We start from the raw sequence: 20903 nt of genomic DNA on the forward strand, positions 1-20903 counted from the left end.
GCGATGGCGTACGAGATCGAGAAGCCCGACGAGCAGTGGCAGGCGGAGCTGACCCCGTCGGAGTACCAGGTGCTGCGCCTGGCCGGGACCGAGCCCGCCTTCCGCGGTGAGTACACCGACACCACCACGGCCGGCGTCTACTCCTGCCGGGCCTGCGGCTCCGAGCTGTTCCGTTCGACCGAGAAGTTCGAGTCGCACTGCGGCTGGCCGTCCTTCTTCGACCCGAAGGACAGCGACGCCGTCGAGCTGATCGCGGACACCGCCCACGGCATGGTCCGCACCGAGGTCCGCTGCGCGAAGTGCGGCTCCCACCTCGGGCACGTGTTCGAGGGCGAGGGGTACCCGACCCCGACCGACCAGCGCTACTGCATCAACTCCATCTCCCTGCGCCTGGCCCCCGCCGAGGGCTGAGCGCACCGCATCCCGCACGCCGGGGCCGCCTGTTACCGAACAGGGGGCCCCGGCGTCGTCGTACCGGGCGGCCGCATTGCCGCGCCCCGCGCCATGTCCCGCGCGCGGCAGTGCAGTTGGCCGGTTGTACCTCGGCAGGTCATGGAGGAGTTCCCTGGAGGAGAGCCGGGCACGTTGTCCTTGGGTCGCCCCCGGCGTCCCGCAACGCCCCTCCTCACCCCCAGAGGTCTTCACACCATGGCAGAACTCGATCGTCGCCGGTTCCTCCAGATCGCCGGTGGCACCGCCGCCACCGCGCTGCTCTCGGAGAGCATCGCCCGCGCCGCCGCCATCCCCGCGCAGGGCGCCACCGGCACCATCCAGGACATCGAGCACATCGTCGTACTGATGCAGGAGAATCGTTCCTTCGATCAGTACTTCGGCACGATGAAGGGCGTCCGCGGTTTCGGCGACCCGCGCCCCGTCCTCCAGGACAACGGGAAGTCCGTCTTCTACCAGTCCAACGGGACGAAGGACATCCCGCCCTTCCACCCCCAGGTGGGCGACCTGGGCATGAAGTTCGTCGAGGGCCTCAACCACGACTGGGCCGGTGGCCACCAGGCCTACAACAACGGCAAGTACGACAAGTGGGTCCCGGCCAAGACCACGACCACCATGTCGTACATGAACCGGAACGACATTCCGTTCCACTACGCCCTCGCCGACGCGTTCACCGTCTGCGACGCCTACCACTGCTCCTTCATCGGAGCCACCGACCCCAACCGGTATTACCTCTTCTCCGGGTACACCGGCAACGACGGTACCGGCGGCGGCCCGGTCCTCGGCAACCAGGAGGCGGGCTACGGCTGGAAGACCTACCCCGAGCGCCTGGAGGCGGCCGGAGTCTCCTGGAAGATCTACCAGGACATCGGCGACGGCCTGAACGCCGCCGGATCCTGGGGCTGGATCAGCGATGCCTTCCGCGGCAACTACGGCGACAACTCGCTGCTGTACTTCACCTCGTACCGCAACGCCCAGCCCGGCGACCCGCTGTACGAGAAGGCCCGTACCGGTACGAACGCCAAGGCGGGCGAGGGCTACTTCGACAAGCTGCGCGCCGACGTGCAGAACGGCGCCCTGCCGGAGATCTCCTGGATAGCCGCGCCCGAGGCCTTCAGCGAGCACCCGAACTGGCCCACCAACTTCGGCGCCTGGTACATCTCCCAGGTCCTCGACGCGCTGACCTCGAACCCGGCGGTGTGGGCGAAGACCGCCCTCTTCATCACCTACGACGAGAACGACGGCTTCTTCGACCACGTCGTCCCGCCGTACCCGCCGGCCTCCTCGGCCTGGGGCCTGTCCACCGCCGACGTCACCAAGGACCTCTACACCGGCGGGGTCACCGGCTACGCGGCCGGTCCCTACGGGCTCGGCCCGCGCGTGCCGATGATCGTCGTCTCGCCCTGGAGCAAGGGCGGCTACGTCTGCTCCGAGACCTTCGACCACACCTCGGTGATCCGCTTCATGGAGAAGCGGTTCGGCGTGCGGGAGCCCAACATCACCCCCTGGCGCCGCGCCGTCTGCGGTGACCTCACCGCGGCCTTCGACTTCACCAGGGCCGACGCCGCCCCGGCCGCGCTGCCGCCCACCGCGGGCTACCTTCCGCCCGACCACAACACGCACCCGTCCTATCACCCGGTGCCGCCCACCACCGGCGCCCTGCCCGCACAGGAGCCGGGCTCCAAGCCCACCCGCGCGCTCGGCTACGCCCCGTACGTGGACGGCGCGGCCACCGTGTCCACCGGCACGTTCACCCTGACCTTCGCCGGCGGCCCCGCGCTGGGCGCGCACTTCCACAGCACCTCGGGCAACCGTACGGACGGCCCCTGGCCCTACACGGTCGAGGCGGGCAAGACCCTCGCCGACACCTGGAGCACCAGCAGCTCCACCGGCAACCAGATCAACCTCACGGTCTGGGGCCCCAACGGCTTCCTGCGCACCTTCAAGGGCCCCGCGAAGAAGGCGGGCCCCGAGGTGAGCGCCCGGCACAACGGGACCACCGGCAACCTGGTCCTGTCCATGACCAACGCGGGCACCACCGCCGTCAATCTCACGGTGACCAACGCCTACGGCGGCGCCGCCCAGACCTTCAAGGTCCTGGCCGGGGCCACGGCCTCCTGCACCGTGAACCTCCAGAGCACCGGCCGCTGGTACGACGTGAAGGTCGTCTCGGACACGGACGCCACCTTCCTGCGCCGCTTCGCGGGCCACGTGGAAACGGGCGTCCCGGGCGTCTCCGACCCGGCGATCAGGACCGCCTGACCCGGTCCCGGGCGGTGTCGGGCACCCGGCGCCGCTCGGGGTGGCGGGGGCGCGGGACCGGACCGTCGACGACCCGGACGCGCACCGTGCGGGATGATCGGCGTCACGGTGTGGTGGTGGGCCCGCTGGGCAGAACGTACGGCGTCGGTTTCCGTCCCGCAGCCGGTCCCGGCTCCGGCACCGGCTCCGTCACCGAGGGAGAACGCATGGCCATCGCCCACCGCAGGATCGGCACCGGTCCCGTCCGCGCCATCGTGCTGCACGACTGGTTCGGGACCTCCGCGCACTGGGGCTCCGCGCTGGAGTACCTCGATCCCGAGGGGTTCTCGTACGCCTTCCCCGACTACCGGGGCTACGGCGACCGCAAGGACGTCCCCGGCCGGTGGACCGTGCCCGAGATCGCCGACGACGTGCTCGCGCTCACCGCCGAACTGGTGCGGAGCACCTGGCAGGCCTGGTACCCGGACTGCCGCGTCCACACCCTCCCGGGCTCCGGCCACTACCCGCCCCACGAGACCCCGGTCGCCTTCGTGACGGAGGCCGAGGCGTTCCTGCGGACATAAGGGCATAGGGGCGCAAGGGGGCAGGAGCACAGCGGCGTGAGGCCACCGCCACACGAAAAACCCGTGGGGGGTACGAGGAAAACCTCGTACCCCCCACGGGATCAGGGTGAGTGACGGGACTTGAACCCGCGGCCACCTGGACCACAACCAGGTGCTCTACCAACTGAGCTACACCCACCACGAAGGGTGGCGGAACCACCCGTTCGATGTGCATGCACAGCATAGCCGATCAGGGGGGTGCTCCCGCGACACCGTTTACCGGGCCGGGCCGCCCGGGTCCCGCCCCGCCGTCGGCCCCCGGCCGCCCGGCGCACCCCGCCCCGGCGCGGCCGTGGCGCTCGCCGTGCGGGGCGCGGCAGGATCGCCCCATGGCCTTTGACACCGCACCCGACACCGCCGGGACCGAACCCGCCCCCTTCACCGCCGCCGACTACGCGGCCCGGATGGCCGCCGCCGCGCGGAGCGCCGCCGACGCCGGGCTGGCCGGGCTGCTGATCGCCCCCGGGCCCGACCTCACCCACCTCACGGGGTACCGGCCCGTGGACACCGAGCGGCTGACCCTGCTGGTCCTCGCCGCCGGACAGGACCCGGTGCTCGTCGTCCCCACCCTCGAAGCCCCCGACGCGGCCAAGGCGGCGGGCGCGGGCGCCCTGACCCTGCGCGACTGGACCGACGGCAAGAACCCCTACGGCGTCACCGCACCGCTGCTCGACGTCAGCGGCCGCTTCGGCGTCAGCGACAACACCTGGGCGCTGCACCTGCTCGGCCTCCAGCGCGAGGTGCCCACCACCTCCTACGTGCCGCTCACCGACGCCCTGCCCATGCTGCGGGCGGTCAAGGACGAGCGGGAGCTGGCCCGGCTGGAGGCCGCCGGGGCCGCCGCCGACGCCGCGTACGCCCGGATCCTCGGCGTCCGCTTCGCCGGGCGCAGGGAGACCGAGGTGGCCGCGGACCTGGCCGCCCTGCTGCGCGAATACGGCCACTCCCAGGTGGACTTCACGGTGGTCGGATCCGGGCCCAACGGCGCCAACCCGCACCACGAGGCCGAATCGCGGGTCATCGAACACGGCGACATGGTGGTCCTCGACTTCGGCGGCCTCAAGCACGGCTACGGCTCCGACATCTCCCGCACCGTCCACGTCGGCGAGCCCACCGCCGAGGAGCAGCGCGTCCACGACATCGTCCGCGAGGCCCAGCGGGCCGCCTCCGAGGCGGTCCGCCCCGGCATCGCCTGCCAGGACGTGGACCGGGCGGCCCGCGCGGTGATCACCGAGTTCGGCTACGGCGAGCGGTTCATCCACCGCACCGGCCACGGCATCGGCGTCACCACGCACGAACCGCCCTACATGATCGAGGGCGAGGAGCAGCTCCTCGTCCCGGGCATGTGCTTCTCCGTCGAGCCGGGCATCTACCTCCCGGGCCGGTTCGGCGTCCGGATCGAGGACATCGTGACGGTGACCGGGGACGGGGGGCGCAGCTTCAACAACGCCCCGCGCGAACTCGCCGTCGTCGAGTAGCCCCGGCACCTTCGCGGCCCGCGCTCACGGGCCCAGGACGACCGCCGACTCACCGGGCAGGCGCAGGCGGCCGTCCGGGCCCGGACGGTCCACCGGCTCCCACGCGGCGAGCACCCGGACCCCGTTGCGGCCCAGCGCGATGGTCACCGGTTCCGGGGACAGGTTGACCGCGACCCGCACGTCCCCGCGCCGGAAGGTCGTCCAGCGCCGCTCCTCGTCGTGGGCCACCCGGACCGCCGCGAGATCGGGGTCGCGCAGGTCGGGCAGGGTCCGGCGCAGCGCGATCAGGGTCCGGTACCACTCCAGCAGCCGGGCGTGGGCCGCCGCGTCCGGCTCGGCCCAGTCCAGGCAGGACCGCTCCCGGGTGGCCGGGTCCTGCGGGTCCGGGATCTCCTCCGCCTTCCACCCGTGCGCCGCGAACTCCCGCCGCCGCCCGCTCCGTACCGCCTCCGCGAGGACCGGGTCGGGGTGGTCGGTGAAGTACTGCCAGGGGGTCCGCGCCCCCCACTCCTCGCCCATGAACAGCATCGGCACGAACGGCCCGGTCAGCGCCAGGGTCGCGGCGCAGGCCAGCGCCCCCGGCGACAGGGACGCGGCGAGCCGGTCGCCGAGCGCCCGGTTGCCGATCTGGTCGTGGGTCTGGGTGTAGCCGAGGAACCGGTGCGCCGGGGTGCGGCGCCGGTCCACCGGACGGCCGTGGGCGCGGCCCCGGAAGGAGGACCAGGTGCCGTCGTGGAAGAAGGCCCGGGTCATGGTCTTGGCGAGGGCGCCCAGCGGGGCGACCGCGAAGTCGGCGTAGTAGCCCTGGGACTCGCCGGTCAGCGCGCAGTGCAGGGCGTGGTGGAAGTCGTCGTTCCACTGCGCGTGCAGTCCCAGGCCGCCGACCGCGCGCGCGGTGGTGGTGCGCGGATCGCACTGGTCCGACTCGGCGATCAGGAACAGCGGACGGCCGCTCTCCGCCGCCAACGCGTCCACCGCCGCCGAGAGTTCCTCCAGGAACGTCAGCGCCCGCCCGTCCGCCAGCGCGTGGACGGCGTCCAGCCGCAGCCCGTCGATCCGGTAGTCCCGCAGCCAGGCCAGCGCGCTGCCCAGGAGGTACGCGCGGACCTCGTCCGAACCGGGCGCGTCCAGGTTGACCGCCGCGCCCCACGGGGTCTGGTGGGTGTCGGTGAAGTACGGCCCGAAGGCGGGGAGATGGTTGCCGGAGGGCCCGAGGTGGTTGAGGACCACGTCCAGCACCACCCCGAGCCCGGCGGTGTGCGCGGCCTCCACGAACCGGACGAGCCCGGCCGGGCCGCCGTACGGCTCGTGCACCGCCCAGGGCGCCACCCCGTCGTACCCCCAGCCGTGCCGCCCCGGGAAGGAGCACACCGGCATCAGCTCGACGTGCGTCACCCCGAGGTCGCCGAGGTGGCCCAGCCGGGCGGCGGCCGCGTCGAAGGTGCCCTCGGGGGTGAAGGTGCCGACGTGCAGCTCGTACAGCACGGCGTCCTGGAGCGGGGTCCGGGGCGCGGGGGCCGGAGAACCGGGGAGCAGCGCCTCGAAGTCGACCACCGCCGAGAGGCCGTCCGGTCCGTCCGGGAGCCGCCGCCCGCGCGGGTCGGGCCGTACGGCCCGATCCCCGGCCGCGGGGTCCGTGTCCAGCAGGAACCCGTACCGGTCCCCGTCGGCGGCCGGGGCCCCGACGGTCCACCAGCCCGCCCGGTCCGGGTCGCGAGCCATGCCCTGCGCGACGCCGTTCAGCCGCAACCCGACCTGTCCTGCCTGCGGAGCCCACACCTCGAACTGCATGGACGGTCCCCTCGTCTCGGCGGTCCCCGGTCTTTCTGCCACGACCGGGTCTTGGCTCGGCCATCATCGCGGGCCCGGCGCGGGAGTTCTGGACACTTGGGGCACGACGGGCCGACAATCACCCTGTGACGTCCAGTTTCGAGTTTCCCGCCTACCCCGTGCACCGGGTCTCCGACGCGGAGCGCGACCGCGCGCTCGGACATCTGCGGGACGGCGCGGCCGACGGCAGGCTCTCGCACGACACCTTCGTGCGCCGGATGGAACTCGCCCTGGTCGCACGCCGGTCGGAGGACCTCGCCGTCCTCACGGCCGACCTCGACACCCGGCTCCGCGGTGCGACCGAAAGCCCCCTGACCCGGCGGCTGTTCGGCTGGGTCGGCCGGGTCTCCGCCGTGAGCGTGGGCATCCGCCGGGCCTGGGCCGCGGAGAAGCTGCCCCGGCTGCTGCTGCCCCAGCCCGGCACGGTCGGGGAGGTCCTGAGCATCGGCCGCGACCCCGGCAGCGGACTGCGCCTCGGCCACGAGACGGTCTCCCGCCACCACGCCGAGCTGCGCCCGCAGAACGGCCAATGGGTGCTGCGCGACCTGGGATCCACCAACGGCACCACGGTCAACGGCCAGCGGGTCGGCGGAGCCGCCGTGGTGCGCGTGGGGGACCAGGTCGGCTTCGGGAGCATGAACTACCGGCTGTCCGCGCAGTAGACGGCGCGGACGGCCCCTGCCGCCTGCTCCACGGAGTTCGCGTTCTGGGACGCGGCGCACTACCTCCACATGGACTGCCTCTACCTCGTCGGGGGCGCGCGCGGGCACGGCCTCGGCGCGGCCCTGATGGCCGCCGTCGCCGACCTCGCGCGCGAGCTGGGCCTCGGAGAGGTCCAGCGGCAGACCCCCGACTGGAACGAGGGCGCGATCCGCTTCTACGACCGGCTCGGCGCGACGGGCGTGGCCAAGCGCCGGTACGGATGGCCCGTACCGGCCGCCGGGACCGCCCCGCGCGCCGGTCCCCGGGCCGCTCAGGGACTGACGGCCAGGAGCCGCTCGTACGTTGCCAGTACGGTCCGGGACTGGTGCTCCACCTGCGTGGCCACCGGCACCCAGCGTGCCTGGAACCGGGCCGCGAAGGCCTCGCACCAGACCGTGACCAGCCGGTCCAGCGCGGGCGCCGCCGGATGCCCGGCCGCGTGCAGCACCCGCAGCAGCATGGCGGCGGCCCGCAGCGCGAGCCTGCGCGCGAAGGCGTCGATGCTCCCGATGTACGCGGCGCTCGCGTCCGGGGGCGCCGCGCCCCCGGACCACTCGGCGGCGACCCGGGGGATCAGCGCGAGCGTCCAGTCCACCGCGCGCAGCAGCGGCCCCGACACCGGGTCCTCGTACGACAGGTCCGGCCGGGTCCCGGCGAGCACCCGGGCCACCTGCTCGGCGTCCGCCGTGAGCCGCCGGGCCAGCATCCGCAGCGCGCTCCGGGGGTCCGGGTGCGGCGCCGGGTCGTCCACCAGGTCACTGGCCCACATGGGGACTTCGACGATGGCGGTGGTGCCGTCGTAGACGTGGGCGTGGTACCAGGTGCTCAGCCGGGTGTCCTCCGGGTGGAACACCCCGGCCGCCCCCTCGCCCGGCGCGGGCATCACGAAGATCCCGGGGCCGGGGGAGGGCCAGCCCGCGGCGTCCGAGGCCCCGGTCTCCACCGGGATCCGCAGTTCGGCCGCCGACTTGGCGAAGGGTTCGGCGAGCCCCGGTATGTCCCGGGTGAGCTGGACCCAGCTCCCGCCGAGGTCCGTCGCGTGCAGGGACACCTGGAGGACCGGGCGCAGTTCGTCGATGAGCGCGGTCAGGGCCAGGGTTTCGGGCGGCAGCCGGTCCGGAGGCAGTAAAGAGGGCGCCCACTCCGGCTGTTCGGGCCCGGGGGGCCGGAAGAAGTTGCGGTGGTAGTCGAGGATCGAGTGCGGGTGGGGCGTGCGGTGCAGCGCCGCGCCGTCGGGATCCGCGCAGAGCAGGAAGTGCCAGCCGCACCCGTCGCGCAGGGCGGGGTCCGCGACGACGCGGCGGGCGACCGACAGGGCGGTGGGCCCGCCGACGGGTTCGTTGGCGTGGGCCCCGGCGACGACCAGGACGTTACGGCCGTCGGCGGCGGAGCCCCGGCCGGGGACGCCCTGGCCGGGGGCGCCCTGGCCGGGGGCGCTTCGGCCGCCGGAGTGTCGGGCAGTCGAGCTTCGGACGGAGAGCAGCCACAGCGGCCGCCCGCCCCGGGAGGTGCCGGTGCGGCGGAGCCGGACCAGGGAGGGATGCCGGTCGGCCAGCGCACCGGCGGCCAGGGTGAGTTCGTCCGGTGTCGGGTAGCGCATGTCTCGGAGGAGGGTCACTGTGATGCTCTGCCCGCCTGACGTGCGCCCCTACCGCTCCGCGAGCCCCGGGTTGCCGGACTGCCGCTCCCGGACCAGTACCGCCACCGGGGCGCCCGCCAGGAGGTCCGCGACGGGGACCCGGCCCGTCCAGGGTCCGGACCCCGGTCCCAGGGCGGAGGCCCAGGAGCCCGGCGGGAGCGGCAGCGCGGTGTCGCGCCAGCCGCCCGCCGCGCCGAGCAGGTACGAGAGGCGGGTGACGGCGACCAGCAGCTCCGGTGAGCGGGTGTAGGCCAGGCAGTGCTCGGCGGCCGGGCCCTCGGCCGCGACCGGGGCGTAGCCGGTGAACAGCTCCGGGCGGTCCCGGCGCAGCCGCAGCAGGGCCGTGGTCAGGGCCCGCTTCCCGGCCCCGGGACCGGAATCCCGCTCGGGGCCCGGGCCGACGGCGGTCCCCGGCGCCGGGAAGGCCACCGCGCGCCGGTTGTCCGGGTCGACGAGGGTCCGGCAGTCGTTCTCCTCGCCCTGGTAGACCTCCGGTACCCCCGGCATGGTCAGGTGCAGCGCGGTCATCGCCAGGACGTTCGCCCCGGCCGGGCCCGCGATGTCCGGCAGCGGCCCGGGTCCGGGGACGTGGTCCGCGAGGGTGGCCTCGTACGCCGGGTCGGGTTCCGTCCAACTGGTCCGCAGCGCGGCCTCCTTGGCGGCCTTGAGCAGGGCGGCCGCGAGCCGCTCCGACCGGTCGGGGGCCTCGCCCAGCCCGAGCGCGCTCTGGAAGGCCACCCAGGCCATCAGCGGGTCCGGCGCCCCGGCGAGCAGCGGCATCAGCTCCGGGCGCTCGGACAGCACCGCGATCCGCGCCCGGACGTCCGCGCTGCGCTTGGTGTCGTGGGTGGAGAGCACGGTGCCGGAGCCGGGCCAGTCCCGTTCCAGGTGGGCGCAGTACGCGTGGAACTCCTCCGGGAGGACCGCCGGACGGTCCGGATCCCCGCCGACCTCGGTCGCCGAGAGCAGCGGGGCGAAGCGGTAGAAGGCGCGGTCCTCCAGGGACTTGGCACGCAGCGCCGCCGAGGTCTGGGAGAACCGGGCCGCGAACCCGGCGTCGCCCGCGACCAGCTTCCGTACGGCGTCCAGCGCGTCCGCACCGACCGCCGCGCCCGTGTCGCCCGCGTGGTCCGCCCCGCCGTCCGCCCCGCCGTCCGCCCCGCCGTCCGCCGGGCCCGGCAGCCGCGTCGACCCCGGGTACGGCCGGTACACCGGGTAGGCGATCAGCAGCTCGCGGACCGCGTCCGCCAGCCCCGGGCCCGCCTCGCGCTCCGCCCACCGGCACAGCAGCGCCAGCTCCGCCGCCAGGTCCACCGTCAGCACCTCGCGGGTGGCGGCCGCGGCCGTCCGCGGCCAGTCGGGCCCGCCGGTGGCCCGCCGGTGGCGGGCGGTCAGTTCGGCGGCCCCGGGCCCGGCGGTCAGTACCCCGTCGACCCGGCTCAGGGCGTCGTAGCCGGTGGTGCCCGCCACCGGCCAGCCGCCGGGCAGCCGTTCCTCCCGGGCCAGGATCTTCTCCACCACGATCCAGACCCCGGGCCCCGCGGCCGCCCGGAGCCGCCGCAGGTACTCGGCCGGGTCCGCCAGCCCGTCCACGTGGTCGATCCGCAACCCCTCGGCCACCCCGTCGGCGAGCAGCTCCAGCAGCTTCGCGTGGGTGGCGGCGAAGACCTCGGGGTCCTCGACCCGGACTCCGATCAGCTCGGAAATGGTGAAGAAACGGCGGTAGTTCAGGTCGGTGCGGGCCTCCCGCCAGTACGCCGGGCGGTACCACTGGGCCGCGAGCAGCTCGGGCGGCGCCAGGGCCTCCGTACCCGCCCGCAGCGGGAAGCGGTGGTCCCCGACGTGCAGGCGGCCGTCCGCCACCCGCACGGCCGCCGGATCCAGCGGCTCGCCCAGCACCGGGAGCAGCACCTGGCCGCCGTTCGCCGCCCAGTCGATGTCGAACCAGCGGGCGTACGGCGAATCCGGGCCCTCCCGCAGCACCTCCCACAGCGGCCGGTTGAGGCTTGAGGGCGCCGGGACCGCCATGTGGTTCGGGACGATGTCCAGGACCAGACCGAGACCGTGCGCGCGGGCGGTGCGGGCCAGCGAGCGCAGGCCCTCCTCGCCGCCCAGCTCGGCCCGGACCCGGGTGTGGTCGACCACGTCGTAACCGTGGGAGGAGCCGGGCGCCGCCTCCAGCACGGGGGACAGGTGGAGGTGGGACACCCCGAGCGAGGCGAGGTACGGCACGGCGTCGGCGGCCGCCCGGAAGGGGAATTCCGGGCGCAGCTGGAGTCGGTAGGTGGCGGTCGGACGCGGGGGCGCGGGCTGCTGGCTCATGAGAACGTACGTACCCAGCCTGCCGGATTCCGTGCCATTACCCAATGCATCCGGGTGACTGCGCCGGGTTAACGTTCCTCGGGTGTTTGGAACCGTCGACACCTATCGAAAAGTCATCGCCCTGACCGGGCCCCTCCTGCCGATCATTTCCTTCTTCGCCCGACTGCCCGTCGCGATGTCCCAGTTCGGGAGCGTCCTGCTGGTCGCCGAGACCAGTGGCTCCCTCGCCACCGCCGGAATCGTCGGGGGCACCCTCTCCGCGGGCCAGGTGGTCTGCGGACCGCTGCTGGGCCGCCTCGCCGACCGCCGCGGCCAGCGCCCCGTCGTCCTGGCCGCCGCCGCGGTCAACGCCCTGGCCACCGGGGCGCTGGTCGCCGGAGCCCTCGCAGGTCTCGACACGCTCCCGCTCGCCGCGATCGCAGCCGTCACCGGGGCCTCGATCCCCCTGATCGGCCCCCTCGCCCGGACCCGCTCCGTCGCCCTCGCGCACCGCGCCGGGGCCGACGAGGGCGTGATCGGCGCCGTCCACTCCCTCGAAGGCACCCTGGACGAGGTGTCCTTCGTCTTCGGCCCGGCCCTGGTCGGGCTCGCCGCGCTCGTCGCGCACCCGGCCGTGGCCCTGGGCGGCGCGGCCGTCGTCGTCGTCGCCTTCGGCAGCGCCTACGCCCTGCACCCGACGGCCGCGGTCACCGCCGGATCGCCCGCGCCGACGCGCGCCGCGAAGGCGCGGCGCCCCCGCCACCCCCGGATCGTGCACGCCGTCCGGGGCTCGCTCGCGCTCCAGGGCGCCATGTTCGGCGCGTGCCAGGCGGGCATAGCCGCGCTCACCGTCCGCCTCGGCGTCCCCGGCCAGGCCGGGATCGTGTACGCCGCGATGGGCGTGGTCAGCGCGGCCGTGGGCCTCGGTCTGGGCGCGCTGCCCGCCCGCTTCGGGCTGCGGCTGCGCTGGCGTACGGCCACCGGCGCGGCCCTCGCGCTCTCCGTCCCGCTGCTGTTCGTGGACAGCCTGTGGAGCCTGTACGCCGTCGTCACCGTCCTCGGCGCGGCGTACGCGCCCCACCTGATCACCGCATTCGCCCTGACCGAGCGTGCGGTGGCCCCCGAGCGGCTCGCCGAGTCGATGGCCTTCGCCGCCAGCTCCCTGGTCGCCGGACAGGCCCTCGCCCTGGCCCTCTCGGGGCGGCTCGCCGAGTGGTACGGGCCCGCCGGGGCCTTCGCGGTCGCGGTCGCCGCGGCCGGGCTGACCCTGGTCCTCGCCCTGTCCTCCCGGGTGCCGTCCGCCCGTACCCATCCGGCCGGGGCGGCCGGCGGCCCCTCGTCCCCGGCCGCCGCCCCGCGTGGGGCCTACGCCGGGCGCTGAAGCACCACCAGGCTCCGTCCCGTCAGCGACACCCGGTCGCCGGCCCCGTACTCACGGCCGGTGCCGGGTGGCAGTACGTCCGCCCGCGCCGTGTCCACGACCGTCCGCCACTGCGACCCGTGCCCCGCCGGGAGGGTGAAGTCCTGCGGTTCGGCGCCCGCGTTGAACATGAGCAGGAAGGAGTCGTCGGTGATCCGCTCGCCGCGGGTGCCCGGCTCCGAGATCGCCTCCCCGTTGAGGAACACCGCCAGCGCCCGCGCGTGCTGCGCCTGCCAGTCGCGGGCCCGCATCTGCTCGCCGTGCGGGGTGAACCACGCGATGTCCGACAGTTCGTCGTCGGTCCCCTCGACCGGCCGCCCGTGGAAGAACCGGCGCCGCCGGAACACCGGGTGGTCGCGCCGCAGCCACACCATCTGCCGGGTGAAGTCCAGCAGTCCGGGCGCCGGCTTGCCCGGCTCCGGCCAGGCCACCCAGGACAGCTCGTTGTCCTGGCAGTACGCGTTGTTGTTGCCGCCCTGGGTCCGCGCGAACTCGTCGCCGTGGCTGAGCATCGGCACGCCCTGCGACAGCATGAGCGTGGCGATGAAGTTGCGCATCTGGCGGGCCCGCAGCTCCAGCACCTCCGGGTCCTCGGTGGGGCCCTCGACCCCGCAGTTCCAGGACCGGTTGTGGCTCTCGCCGTCCCGGTTGCCCTCGCGGTTGCCCTCGTTGTGCTTGTCGTTGTAGGAGACCAGGTCGTTCAGGGTGAAACCGTCGTGGCAGGTCGCGAAGTTGATCGAGGCCAGTGGGCGGCGCCCGTCGTCCTGGTAGAGGTCGGAGGAGCCGGTGAGGCGGCCGGCGAACTCGGCGAGGGTGCGCGGCTGGCCGCGCCACAGGTCCCGGACGGTGTCGCGGTACTTGCCGTTCCACTCGGTCCACAGCGGCGGGAAGTTGCCCACCTGGTAACCGCCCTCGCCCAGGTCCCAGGGCTCGGCGATCAGCTTCACCTGGCTGACCACCGGATCCTGCTGCACCAGGTCGAAGAACGAGGACAGCCGGTCCACCTCGTGGAACTGGCGGGCCAGGGTGGCCGCGAGGTCGAAGCGGAACCCGTCCACATGCATCTCGGTGACCCAGTACCGCAGCGAGTCCATGATCAGCTGGAGCACGTGCGGGGACCGCATGAGCAGCGAGTTCCCGGTGCCCGTGGTGTCCGTGTAGTAGCGGGGGTCGTCGGCGAGCCGGTAGTACGAGGCGTTGTCCAGGCCCCGGAAGGACAGGGTCGGGCCCAGGTGGTTGCCCTCGGCGGTGTGGTTGTAGACCACGTCGAGGATGACCTCGATGCCCGCCTCGTGCAGGGCCCGTACCGCCGACTTGAACTCCAGCACCTGCTGGCCCCGGTCGCCCGAGGCGTAGGCGTTGTGCGGGGCGAAGAACCCGATGGTGTTGTAACCCCAGTAGTTGCTCAGCCCGTCGTTGAAGAGGCGGTGGTCGTTGACCGACTGGTGCACCGGCATCAGCTCCAGCGCCGTGACCCCGAGCTTGGTCAGGTGCCCGATCACCGCGGGGTGGGCGAGCGCGGCGTAGGTGCCGCGCAGCTCCTCGGGGAGATCGGGATGACGCATGGTCAGTCCCTTGACGTGGGCCTCGTACAGCACCGTGTGGTGGTACTCGGTACGCGGCGGCCGGTCATTGGCCCAGTCGAAGTACGGGTTGACCACGACCGAGCTCATCGTGCGCGGCGCGGAGTCCAGGTCGTTGCGCGAATCCGGGCGCCCGAAGTGGTAGCCGTACACCTGTTCGCCCCAGTCGACCGACCCGCTGATGGCCCGCGCGTAGGGGTCCAGCAGGAGCTTCGCCGGGTTGCAGCGCTGCCCGCGCTCGGGCTCGTACGGGCCGTGCACCCGGAAGCCGTAGCGCTGGCCGGGCATCACCCCGGGCAGGTAGGCGTGCCGGACGAAGGCGTCCGTCTCGCGCAGTTCGACGGCCGTCTCCGAGCCGTCGTCGTGGAGGAGGCACAGCTCAATGCGCCGTGCGGCCTCGGAGTAGACCGCGAAGTTGGTGCCCGCCCCGTCATAGGTGGCACCCAGGGGATACGCCTGTCCTGGCCAGACCTGCATAGATGCGACTCTTCCAATCCTGATCCGGCGTCGGACTACGTCTCCCAGATCTTCCCCGAAAGAGCGCGCCTACGCGGGGACTTGAGATGGTCCTACCGGGTGACCGCGTAGAGCCGATTTCCGGGTGAGTGGACAATGCGCGCATCGGATAATGGGTCAACGGGGGTCCGGTGTACGGGCCATCCGGCTGCACCGGGCGGCGCGCGCGGGATACCCTTCCTTGATCGTTGGAGCGGGCGATCCAGAAGCGGGAGGCGGTGCGCGGGTGAGCTCGGGAGGTCTGGAGCTTCCCCCTGGTGACAGCGGTCACGAGGGAGGTCCGGCGGACACCCCGGGAGGTGTACCCGGCGGCGCGGCCGTCGGGGCGGTCTCCCTGGCGGGTCCGGCGGAGAGCGGAAGCACGGGGAGTGCCCGGACCGGGATCGAGCTGGACTGGGGCGCGGACGCGTGGAGCGAGGTCCGGGTCCGGGCCCAGCGCGCGGGCCGTGCCTACATTTGGCTCAATCTGATCGAACAGCGGCTGAGGGCCGTCGTCGGGGCGGTGCTGCGGCCGATCTACGAGCCCGTGCACGGCCAGGACGACTGGGTGGTCGCGGCCGCCGGTCCCGCCGGGCAGGAGTGGGTGCAGCGGGCGGTCGCCGTCCGCGAGGTCAGCCGCCGCAAGGGCTACCTGCTGGACTCGGCCGACGACAACGTGCTGAGCTTCCTGACCCTGCCCCAGCTGCGGGAGCTGATGGTCCAGCACTGGCCGTGCTTCGAGCCGTACTTCGACGACCGGCGCGAGATCGAGCAGGCCCTGGACGAGCTGGAGGTCACCCGCAACGTGGTCTCCCGCAACCGCGCCCTGTCCCGGCCCGTACTGGAACAGGCCGAACGGGCCTCGGCCCGGCTGCTGGAGGTCCTGGGCGGCGGCGCGGGCAGCCCCTCGGCCGACCGGCTGCCGATCGACGCCGTCGAGGACCTGGTGGGCGACCGCTACGCCGACGTCATCTCCGTGCACCCCGACCGGGTGCGGCTCCAGCGCCAGCTCCCGGCCGAGGACCTGTTCGGCGGGGCCCGCCGCCTCGACGCGATCGGCATAGGCCTGAACCTCCTGGTCCAGAACTACTCGGGCCGAAGACTCGTCCGGCTCACGGAGGGGGGCTGCCGGGTCCGGCTGCTGTTCCTGAACCCGGCGAGCAGCGCGGTCAAGCGGCGCGAGCGCGAGCTGGGGCTGCGCAAGGGGGAGCTGAGCCGGTCGGTGGAGATGAACATCCTCCACGTGCGACGGGTCCGGGCGGGGCTGCGGGATCCCTCCCGCTTCGAGATCCACGTCTTCGACGAGACCCCGCGCTTCACGGCCTACCTGGTGGAGGGCGAGTCCTCGGGCATCGCGGTGGTCCAGTCGTACCTGCGCCGGGCCCGCGGCATGGAGGCCCCCGTCCTGGTGCTGCGCGGGGGCGGCCGGGGGATGCCGCGTGACGCGGATCACGGCCTCTTCACCACCTATCGGGAGGAATTCGAATCGGTGTGGGAGGACTCCCGGCCGGTGTCCTGAATCGGTGGGAATGGTGTGAGTGGTGGTACGGGCGTGGCCTGAGGGGAAGTGCGCCGAATCGGTGGTGGCGCGGGAGCGGTACGAGGCCGTGCAGGGCCCACGCGGTCGAGCGGAACACCGCGGCCGTAGCGGCGGCCCCGGACGCCCGCGTCCGGAACCGGGAGCACCTCCGGGTGCGGTGGGAAGGCGGAGCCGACCGGATTCGAACCGGCGTCCTCGCGGTTTTGGAGACCGCGCGCGACGACCTCTGCGCTACGGCTCCGCCCCCGAGCGGCATCCTACGGGCCCGCTCGCGGATGTCCGGGCCCGGGAGGCACCCACGGCGGGCGTCACGGCGGTGTCCGTGCTGCCGGTCGCCCCCGGCCGGTGGGCTGTCAGTGGTGCGTGGCAGGCTGAAAGCCGTTGACCGGATGTGTACGGGGGAGGGGCACGGGGTGGAGGGCGAGCACGGCATGGGGGACTGGCACGGCGGGGTGCTGATCGGGTTCGATCTGGAGACGACCGGTACGGAGCCTGGGGCTTCGCGGATCGTGACGGCCGCGCTGATCGACGTACGGGGCGGGGCGGTGCGGGAGCGGCGGGGCTGGCTCGCGGACCCGGGGATAGCGATCCCCGAGGAGGCTTCGGCGATCCACGGCATCAGCACCGAACGCGCGGTCCGCGAGGGGCGCCCCGCGCCGGAGGTCGCCGACGAGGTGGCGTCGGCGCTGGTGGAGTACTGGCGCCAGGGCGGGGTGGTCGTCGCCTACAACGCGGCCTTCGACCTGACCATGCTCGCGGCCGAACTCGCCCGGTACGGGCTGCCCTCGCTGGCCGAGCGGCTCGGCGGCCCCGAGACGGGGCCGGTGGTGGACCCGCTGACCATCGACCGGGCGGTGGACCGCTACCGGCGCGGGAAGCGGACCCTGGAAGCGGTGTGCGGGGTGTACGGGGTCACCTTGGAGGACGCCCACGACGCGGGCGCCGACGCGCTGGCCGCGGTCCAGGTGGCCCGGGCGATAGCCGCCCGCCACCCCGAGGTGGCGGTGCTGGCCCCGGCCGAGCTGCACACCCGGCAGGGCGGCTGGCACGCGCGCTGGGCCCGGGACTTCGAGGCCTACCTGCGGCGCCAGGGCACCCCGGACGCGGTGATCGACACGGCGTGGCCGCTGCGGGCGCTGATACCCGCCCAGCTCTGATTCCCGCCCAGCGCCGAGTCCTACGTGCCCGTACCGGGCCGGGGCGGCCATTGGGCGTGGTATGCGATGTGGAGTTCGCGGCCGTCCCCGAGCAGGCCGGGGGAGTACAGCCCGGGGCAGCAGCGGGCGTGGGGCGAGCGCGGGGGGACGTGGCCGGGGCCGAAGCGGGCGACGTCGTAGAAGGGGCCGGCCGTTTCCCGCAGCAGCCGCGCGCTGCCGGTCATGAACAGGGTCTCGGCGTGGACGCGCTGGTGGAACCGGTCCCGGTTCTCGTGGTGGCGCCGGGTCTCATGGTCGATCCACGCCGCGGTCGCCTGGTCGCCGTCGCGCAGGTCCACCGTCCGCGGGCGCCCGGGGCCGAGCCGTGCGCGCAGCTCCGGCCAGCGCGAGGGCGCGAACTGGAGCGAGTGGTGCAGCAGCACCAGGTCGAGCTGCCGGGTGCCGGGCCGTACCTCCTCGTACGGTGGCCGGTTCGCCCGGATCGGCAGGTGGACCAGGGCGTTCGGCGACGACGCGGCGAGGGTCCACAGCCCGGCGGTCCGGCGCGCGCCGTCGTGGTCCAGCGAGGCGTGGAGGTACCGGTCGCGGTCGACCAGCACGGCCCGGGTCAGCGGCCGGGCCGGGCGGATCACCTTGAACTCCCGGGCCCCGAGCCGGGCCTCGTGGATGACGACGGCCAGCTTCATCGGCGGCGCTTCATCGGACGAGCGTCATCGGGCGGGCTTCATCGGACGAGCGTCATCGGGCTTCATCGGTGCTCCGGCGGGATCAGAAGGGGTGCCAGCGGACCTGGGGGACGTTATCGCGCAGCGAGGCGACCCGTCGACGGAATTCCGCCAGCGCCCTGGGGTTGGTCGGGGCGTGCTGCGCGACCCAGGCGCAGCTCGCCGTCTCGCGGGCGCCGCGCAGCAGGGCGCAGCCGCCCCACGCCCGTACGTCCCACCCGTACGCCGTCACGAACGCGTCGTAGGACTCCGCGGGCAGGCCGTAGCGGTCCCGGGACAGGGCCATCACGACCAGGTCGTGCTCGCGCAGGTCCATCGCGAAGGTCTCCAGGTCGACCAGGACCGGGCCGTCGGGTCCCACGTGGACGTTGCGGGGCAGCGCGTCCCCGTGCACCGGGCCCGGGGCCAGGTGCGGGGTGAGCGCGGCGACGCCGGCCGCGTAGCCGTCGCGGCGGTCCCGCAGGTACGCCGCGTCCTCGGGGTCGATCGCGTCACCGGCCAGCCGCAGCCACCGCTCGACCCCGCCGAGCAGGTCCCGGGGCGCGAGGGCGAACGGCGGCGCGGGCAGGGCGTGCACCCGGCGCAGCAGCGCGGCCAGGTCCGCCGGGCCCGCCGGGCGCACGGCCGCGGGGAGGCGGTGCCACAGGGTCACCGGATGCCCGTCGACCAGCCGGGGGACCGGTTCGGCCGCCCGTACCGCCGGAACGTCCACCTCCGCGAGCCAGCCCGCCACCCTCAGCTCCGCCTCGGCCCGCGCCACCAGCGCCGGATCGGTGCGGCCGACCTTCACCACCAGGTCGCCGTCGGCGAACACCGCGTTCTCGCCCAGGGCGAGCAGTTCGGCCTTGCGGCCGAGACCCGCCGCCGTCAGTACGTCCCTGGCCCGCGTCTCGTCCATGCCGCTCTTCCGCTCCGGTCCTCATCGCCCCGGCCGTCACCCGGTACCTCGGCGTCGTGAATGGGCCAAGTCTCGCATCCCGGTGTGCGGTGCCTCGACGTGCCATGAGGGCCTGCGCGCGATGACGGAGACGGACCAGGACGCTGGTCCACCACCCCGACGCGGGCGTCCTCGACGAGACCCTGCGCGGCCTCGGCCCCGGCGGCGGCGCCGACCGGCTCGGCGGCCTGGCCACCGCCCTCCCCGCCGACCCCGAAGTCGCCGAGCGCGCCCGGAGCATCCCGGAGCGGATGGCGGGCGCGGGCGGCACACGGGCCGCCGCCGACCTCATCGCGGCCGAACGGGCCGGATCGGCCGAACTGTCAGTGCCCCGCCCTATCGTTCGCCCATGACCACACGGACGTACGCCGCCCTGCTGCGCGGCATCAATGTCGGCGGCCACAAGAAGGTCCCGATGGCCGAGCTGCGCGAGGTCCTCGCGGGCCTCGGCCACACGGGCATCCAGACCTACCTGCAGAGCGGCAACGCCGTCTTCACCAGCGAGCGGGCCGACCCGGACGCGCTCGCCCGGGAGCTGGAGGCGGCCATCGAGGCCCACTTCGGCTTCCGCGTCCCCTGCCTGGTGGTCGACGGCGACCACCTGCGGGCCGTCGTCGCCGGCTGCCCCTTCCCCGCCGCCGAACTCGAAGGCAAGCAGCTGCACGCCACCTTCCTGTCCGAACGGGCCGACGCGGAACGCTTCGCCGCGCTCGACCGGGACGCGTACCTCCCGGAGGAGTTCCGGCTCGGCGACCGGGTGATCTACCTCTACGCCCCCGAGGGCCTCGGCCGCTCCAAACTGGCCGAGGCCCTCGCCCGCCCGGCCGTGGTCAAGGGCCTCGACGTGACCACCCGCAACTGGAACACCGTGGTCAAGCTCGTCGAACTCACCGGCCCCCGGTAGGGCTCAGGGCGCGAGCGCGTCCAGCAGGCCAAGCTCCGCGGGGGACAGCAGGATCGAGGCCGCCGCCAGGTTCTGCGCCAGGTGTACGGGCGACCCGGTGCCCGGCGTCGGGCACAGCACCGGCGCGTGGTGCAGCAGCCAGGCCAGCGCGACCTGCCCCGGCCCGGCCCCGTGCGCGGCCGCCACCGCGGCCAGCGCCGCCGACCCGTCCCGGGTCAGCGCACCGCTGCCCAGCGGGTAGTACGGCAGGAAGGCGATCCCCTCGGCCTCGCACAGCGCGAGCACCGGGGCGGCCGAGCGGTCCAGCAGGTTGAAGGGGTTCTGGACGGCGGCCACCGGGGTCGTCTCCAGGGCCCGCGCCAGCTGGTCGGCGCTCACCGTGTCCAGCCCGATGTGCCGGATCTTGCCCTCCGCCCGCAACTGGTCGAGCACGCCCAGCTGTTCGGCCTCCGGCAGCGCCGGATCGAAGCGGTGCAGCTGGTACAGGTCGATCCGCTCCACCCGCAGCCGCCGCAGACTCGCCTCGCACGCCGCCCGCAGCTGCTCCGGCCGCCCCGCGAGGTGCCACTGGTCGGGGCCGGTCCGCACCACCCCGCCCTTGGTCGCGATCACCAGCCCGTCGGCGTACGGGTACAGGGCCTCGGCGACCAGCTCCTCGGCCAGCTCCGGACCGTAGTTGTCGGCCGTGTCCAGGAGCGAGGCCCCGCCCGCGACCGCCGCCCGCAGCAGCTCCCGGGCCTGCTCCCGGTCCCCGCGCGGCCCCCAGAACCCCGGGCCGACCAGACCGCCCGTACCGAATCCGAGCCGCCGGACCGGCAGGTCCCCACCCAGACTGAACACCGTGTCCACCATGCCCCGACGGTAACGCAGCCCACCCG

The 20903-nt window shown here is 74.1% G+C and carries 16 protein-coding genes, 2 tRNA genes and 2 pseudogenes; 11 read left to right on the forward strand and 9 right to left on the reverse strand.

The annotated features are described in order from the left end of the window. Positions 1-3: 3 nt before the first annotated feature. The 3 genes from msrB to QMF80_RS05415 all read left to right on the forward strand — a co-directional run bounded on the left by msrB (position 4) and on the right by QMF80_RS05415 (position 3275). Complete coding sequence (gene msrB / locus QMF80_RS05405; RefSeq protein WP_283449974.1) at positions 4-411, forward strand: peptide-methionine (R)-S-oxide reductase MsrB; 408 nt, start codon at positions 4-6, stop codon at positions 409-411. Positions 412-648: 237 nt separating this feature from the next. Then, positions 649-2712, forward strand: a complete 2064-nt coding sequence (locus tag QMF80_RS05410) for a phosphocholine-specific phospholipase C (protein ID WP_283449976.1) — start codon at positions 649-651, stop codon at positions 2710-2712. 206 nt (positions 2713-2918) lie between these two features. Beyond that, positions 2919-3275: an alpha/beta fold hydrolase gene (locus QMF80_RS05415; protein WP_283449978.1), complete on the forward strand. Its 357-nt coding sequence runs from the start codon at positions 2919-2921 to the stop codon at positions 3273-3275. A gap of 105 nt (positions 3276-3380) precedes the next feature. On the opposite strand, the gene QMF80_RS05420 is transcribed toward QMF80_RS05415, so the two are convergent. Then, positions 3381-3453 (reverse strand) — tRNA-His (locus QMF80_RS05420). 190 nt (positions 3454-3643) lie between these two features. On the opposite strand from QMF80_RS05420, the gene QMF80_RS05425 reads away from it, so the two are divergent. Continuing rightward, entirely contained in the window at positions 3644-4792 is a 1149-nt protein-coding gene (locus QMF80_RS05425) for an aminopeptidase P family protein (RefSeq protein ID WP_283449980.1), read from the forward strand. Positions 4793-4816: 24 nt separating this feature from the next. Here QMF80_RS05425 and treZ read toward each other — a convergent pair whose 3' ends face one another. Further along, positions 4817-6583, reverse strand: a complete 1767-nt coding sequence (treZ, locus tag QMF80_RS05430) for a malto-oligosyltrehalose trehalohydrolase (RefSeq protein ID WP_283449981.1) — start codon at positions 6581-6583, stop codon at positions 4817-4819. 125 nt (positions 6584-6708) lie between these two features. On the opposite strand from treZ, the gene QMF80_RS05435 reads away from it, so the two are divergent. Then, a complete protein-coding gene (locus QMF80_RS05435; protein WP_283449983.1) occupies positions 6709-7284 on the forward strand; it encodes an FHA domain-containing protein in 576 nt (191 codons plus the stop codon). A gap of 54 nt (positions 7285-7338) precedes the next feature. Beyond that, positions 7339-7503, forward strand: a pseudogene (locus tag QMF80_RS38245) (GNAT family N-acetyltransferase); the annotation flags it as partial. Between the two features lie 92 nt (positions 7504-7595). Here the strand turns inward: QMF80_RS38245 and QMF80_RS05445 are convergent. Then, positions 7596-8924 (reverse strand): M14 family zinc carboxypeptidase, encoded by a 1329-nt coding sequence (locus QMF80_RS05445; protein ID WP_502962775.1) that lies wholly within the window; start codon positions 8922-8924, stop codon positions 7596-7598. Between the two features lie 48 nt (positions 8925-8972). Continuing rightward, positions 8973-11285, reverse strand: coding sequence for a malto-oligosyltrehalose synthase (gene treY, locus QMF80_RS05450; protein WP_283449987.1), 2313 nt, complete (start codon positions 11283-11285; stop codon positions 8973-8975). A gap of 82 nt (positions 11286-11367) precedes the next feature. Here treY and QMF80_RS05455 point away from each other — a divergent pair, with 82 nt between their 5' ends. Then, positions 11368-12645, forward strand: a complete 1278-nt coding sequence (locus tag QMF80_RS05455; RefSeq protein ID WP_283449989.1) for an MFS transporter — start codon at positions 11368-11370, stop codon at positions 12643-12645. Here the strand turns inward: QMF80_RS05455 and glgX are convergent. Beyond that, positions 12630-14744 (reverse strand): glycogen debranching protein GlgX, encoded by a 2115-nt coding sequence (gene glgX / locus QMF80_RS05460; RefSeq protein ID WP_283449991.1) that lies wholly within the window; start codon positions 14742-14744, stop codon positions 12630-12632. The two genes, QMF80_RS05455 and glgX, sit on opposite strands and share 16 nt — an antisense overlap. 265 nt (positions 14745-15009) lie before the next feature. Between glgX and QMF80_RS05465 the strand changes: the two genes are divergently transcribed. Next, positions 15010-16281 (forward strand): DUF5919 domain-containing protein, encoded by a 1272-nt coding sequence (locus QMF80_RS05465; RefSeq protein WP_283449993.1) that lies wholly within the window; start codon positions 15010-15012, stop codon positions 16279-16281. Positions 16282-16468: 187 nt separating this feature from the next. Here the strand turns inward: QMF80_RS05465 and QMF80_RS05470 are convergent. Beyond that, positions 16469-16543 (reverse strand) — tRNA-Trp (locus QMF80_RS05470). Between the two features lie 190 nt (positions 16544-16733). On the opposite strand from QMF80_RS05470, the gene QMF80_RS05475 reads away from it, so the two are divergent. Then, positions 16734-17459 (forward strand): 3'-5' exonuclease, encoded by a 726-nt coding sequence (locus tag QMF80_RS05475; RefSeq protein WP_283450051.1) that lies wholly within the window; start codon positions 16734-16736, stop codon positions 17457-17459. Positions 17460-17479: 20 nt separating this feature from the next. Here the strand turns inward: QMF80_RS05475 and QMF80_RS05480 are convergent, their stop codons facing one another. Further along, a complete protein-coding gene (locus tag QMF80_RS05480) occupies positions 17480-18145 on the reverse strand; it encodes a hypothetical protein (protein ID WP_283449995.1) in 666 nt (221 codons plus the stop codon). A gap of 82 nt (positions 18146-18227) precedes the next feature. Continuing rightward, positions 18228-19082 (reverse strand): phosphotransferase enzyme family protein, encoded by an 855-nt coding sequence (locus QMF80_RS05485; RefSeq protein WP_283449997.1) that lies wholly within the window; start codon positions 19080-19082, stop codon positions 18228-18230. Between the two features lie 143 nt (positions 19083-19225). Between QMF80_RS05485 and QMF80_RS05490 the strand changes: the two are divergent. Continuing rightward, positions 19226-19330, forward strand: a pseudogene (locus QMF80_RS05490) (sugar ABC transporter permease); the annotation flags it as partial. A 140-nt stretch (positions 19331-19470) separates the two neighbouring features. Then, positions 19471-20025, forward strand: coding sequence for a DUF1697 domain-containing protein (locus QMF80_RS05495; protein WP_283449998.1), 555 nt, complete (start codon positions 19471-19473; stop codon positions 20023-20025). Positions 20026-20028: 3 nt separating this feature from the next. On the opposite strand, the gene QMF80_RS05500 is transcribed toward QMF80_RS05495, so the two are convergent. Continuing rightward, entirely contained in the window at positions 20029-20877 is an 849-nt protein-coding gene (locus QMF80_RS05500) for an aldo/keto reductase (RefSeq protein WP_283450000.1), read from the reverse strand. Positions 20878-20903 lie beyond the last annotated feature (26 nt).

Source organism: Streptomyces sp. G-G2, assembly GCF_030063135.1.
In the GTDB taxonomy this organism is placed as follows: domain Bacteria; phylum Actinomycetota; class Actinomycetes; order Streptomycetales; family Streptomycetaceae; genus Streptomyces.

What these genes read in the sequence shown, in the direction of transcription:
- QMF80_RS05425 (WP_283449980.1), top strand. Translation starts at nt 3,644, where the DNA reads ATGGCCTTTGACACCGCACCCGACACCGCCGGGACCGAACCCGCCCCC.
- glgX (WP_283449991.1), bottom strand. Translation starts at nt 14,744, where the DNA reads ATGCAGGTCTGGCCAGGACAGGCGTATCCCCTGGGTGCCACCTATGAC.
- QMF80_RS05485 (WP_283449997.1), bottom strand. Translation starts at nt 19,082, where the DNA reads ATGGACGAGACGCGGGCCAGGGACGTACTGACGGCGGCGGGTCTCGGC.
- QMF80_RS05410 (WP_283449976.1), top strand. Translation starts at nt 649, where the DNA reads ATGGCAGAACTCGATCGTCGCCGGTTCCTCCAGATCGCCGGTGGCACC.
- msrB (WP_283449974.1), top strand. Translation starts at nt 4, where the DNA reads ATGGCGTACGAGATCGAGAAGCCCGACGAGCAGTGGCAGGCGGAGCTG.
- treY (WP_283449987.1), bottom strand. Translation starts at nt 11,285, where the DNA reads ATGAGCCAGCAGCCCGCGCCCCCGCGTCCGACCGCCACCTACCGACTC.
- QMF80_RS05475 (WP_283450051.1), top strand. Translation starts at nt 16,734, where the DNA reads ATGGGGGACTGGCACGGCGGGGTGCTGATCGGGTTCGATCTGGAGACG.
- QMF80_RS05415 (WP_283449978.1), top strand. Translation starts at nt 2,919, where the DNA reads ATGGCCATCGCCCACCGCAGGATCGGCACCGGTCCCGTCCGCGCCATC.
- treZ (WP_283449981.1), bottom strand. Translation starts at nt 6,583, where the DNA reads ATGCAGTTCGAGGTGTGGGCTCCGCAGGCAGGACAGGTCGGGTTGCGG.
- QMF80_RS05445 (WP_502962775.1), bottom strand. Translation starts at nt 8,924, where the DNA reads ATGCGCTACCCGACACCGGACGAACTCACCCTGGCCGCCGGTGCGCTG.
- QMF80_RS05495 (WP_283449998.1), top strand. Translation starts at nt 19,471, where the DNA reads ATGACCACACGGACGTACGCCGCCCTGCTGCGCGGCATCAATGTCGGC.
- QMF80_RS05480 (WP_283449995.1), bottom strand. Translation starts at nt 18,145, where the DNA reads ATGAAGCTGGCCGTCGTCATCCACGAGGCCCGGCTCGGGGCCCGGGAG.
- QMF80_RS05500 (WP_283450000.1), bottom strand. Translation starts at nt 20,877, where the DNA reads ATGGTGGACACGGTGTTCAGTCTGGGTGGGGACCTGCCGGTCCGGCGG.